General features: G+C 59.6%; 2 protein-coding genes and 1 pseudogene. 2 read left to right on the top strand and 1 reads right to left on the bottom strand.

Annotation, left to right across the window (positions count from 1 at the left end; genetic code table 11):
* Positions 1-111 precede the first annotated feature (111 nt).
* Complete coding sequence (locus FS320_RS42280) at positions 112-1,062, bottom strand: PAS domain-containing protein (RefSeq protein ID WP_152718510.1); 951 nt, start codon at positions 1,060-1,062, stop codon at positions 112-114.
* A 320-nt stretch (positions 1,063-1,382) separates the two neighbouring features.
* On the opposite strand from FS320_RS42280, the gene FS320_RS42275 reads away from it, so the two are divergent.
* Positions 1,383-1,787: a COG3415 family protein gene (locus tag FS320_RS42275; RefSeq protein WP_152718509.1), complete on the top strand. Its 405-nt coding sequence runs from the start codon at positions 1,383-1,385 to the stop codon at positions 1,785-1,787.
* Positions 1,784-2,049: pseudogene (locus FS320_RS47375) on the top strand (hypothetical protein); the annotation flags it as partial. The gene FS320_RS42275 and the pseudogene FS320_RS47375, both read left to right, overlap by 4 nt.

Below are 2,049 nucleotides of genomic sequence, written 5' to 3'. Positions count from 1 at the left end.
GAGGCCGTTCGCCAAGGAGTGCAGGCGGTCATCGCCCGCAGGCCGAAGAACTATGAGAATTATCAGGACATTAAGATGATCCGCCTCCCGGGGATCTGAAGAAAGGCTGCATTATGAAAGAGACTTCGGCAGTCCAGTCAATGTGTCGTAGTTTGCGGCTCGCCAGGTCTCTACTTCGCCCTCCTTGCGAGCTGTGATGTCCTGGATGGTTCCTAGCTTGCGGATCGCTTTGCCTTCAGTGTTGAAGAGCGTCCGGCCGCTTGTGGCGACCCATCTCTCCTCCCCCGTGTCTGCCCGGATGATCCGGCATTCTTCCTGATAGCTCAGGATGCTTTCCGGCTGTAGCGCGAAGAACTTGGCCTCCATCCGGGTACGATCTTCCGGGTGGACACGATCCAGGAATGTTTCGCGCGTGGTTGGCGCCTCAGGCGCAAGACCCAGGATGTTGCGCGCCTCTCGGGTCCATTCGCGGGTGCCTGTGACCAGATCCGCGTCCCAGATGCCAAGAGCCGTTGTCTCCAGGGCAAGCCGAAGCCGCTCTTCGCTGATCCGCAGAGCTTCTTCGGCCCGGCGTTGCTCATGTATATCCGTGCTGGTGCCAAACCACCTGACTATGTTTCCCTTGTCGTCGTAGTTCGGGTTGGCGCGAGCCAGAATCCACCGGTATTCACCGGAATGGTGGCGAACGCGGTATCTCGCCTCGTATTCCTCGCCAGTCCGTAGGCATCGGCGCCACTCAGCCCACGCTCCCTCGCCGTCCCCTGGGTGGACAACCTTTTTCCAATCCTCGGCCTCAATCTCACCTGAGGTTGCGCCAGTGAATTCGTAGAAACGCTTGTTGCGGTACTCAAGACGCCCGCTTGGGTCCGAGATCCGGACCATTTGTGGGAGGGCATCCAGAATAGCGGATAAGGGGCCGGCACTTAGGTCCAGCGCACTGCTCGCGACTCGGCCGGGAGTACGCGCTTGCTCCGGGACAGAGATACCAAAGTTTTGTGGAAGGGTGGGACGATCAACTTTCCGCTCGAAAGATAAGTCATTCTCGTCAATGAACTCAAACATAGTCGGACCGCCCCTACGGCAGCTTCTTTTCTTGTTCCCGTGAGGTTACTCAACCTGAATGAATAAACTCATAAACCCGTGCGTCTTTATTCAGCGCTACCAATCCTCGCCTCCTTAGGTGGGTGGTACTCGCTGTTTCTCGTTTTACAGATTTTTATTCCGCAACTAGCCTAATGGCCATCTCGGGCACGATTGGTTCGGGCATTCAAATTGGCGGCGAATGCAACGCCATCTTGGCATCAGGTCAGCAGCGTTACAACGACTTGCAGGCTGGTCTGAATCCAAGGCCGTAGGTGAGGTGTTGGCCCAGGAGGCCTACCATGCTCCAGCCCTATTCTGCCGATTTGTGCGAGCGCGTTCTGGTGGCCTACGAGCAAGGAAAAGGCAGTCAGGTGGCGATTGCCCGCCGCTTTCGCGTCTGTCCGGCCACCGTCTGCAACTGGATCCGTCAAGCCGGCCATGAGGGGCACCGCGGCGGACCGGCCGGGGTGCTGGGTCCTACAGAGCTTTCGCTGTTACAGGCGCTCGTGGCTGAGACCAACGATGCCCGCCTGGATGAGTATGCTGAGCGCTTGTTCGGGCTCACCGGCAGGCGCGTCAGCCGTTCGGTGATGTGCCGCACGCTCCAGCGCCTCAAGCTGCGTCGGACAAAAAGACCCTCCGGGCGGCCGAGCAGGATCTGCCTGAGATTGCCGCCGAGCGTGAGGCTTACCGCCAGCAGATGAGCGAGCTTGCCGTAGAACGCTTGGTGCTCCTGGATGAAGGCGGGATCACCACCAAGATGGCCCGTACTCATGCGCGAGCCTTACGGGGGCAACGCGCCTATGGCTCTATCCCGCTCGGCTCGTGGCAGCACCTGACAGACCGTATGTTCGTTGCCGGCGGAGGTGGCTCGTCCACACTATGCGATGAGCGAGGGTTGCGCTGGATGGGCCGGCGCCGAGCCTCCCGCACAGGGGACGAGCCATGCAGCAGAAGAGCAAAGTG

Source organism: Microvirga tunisiensis, from assembly GCF_009296175.1.
GTDB lineage: Bacteria > Pseudomonadota > Alphaproteobacteria > Rhizobiales > Beijerinckiaceae > Microvirga > Microvirga tunisiensis.
Note: the sequence above shows the minus strand (reverse complement) of the source record. Positions and strands in the feature narration are given on the sequence as shown.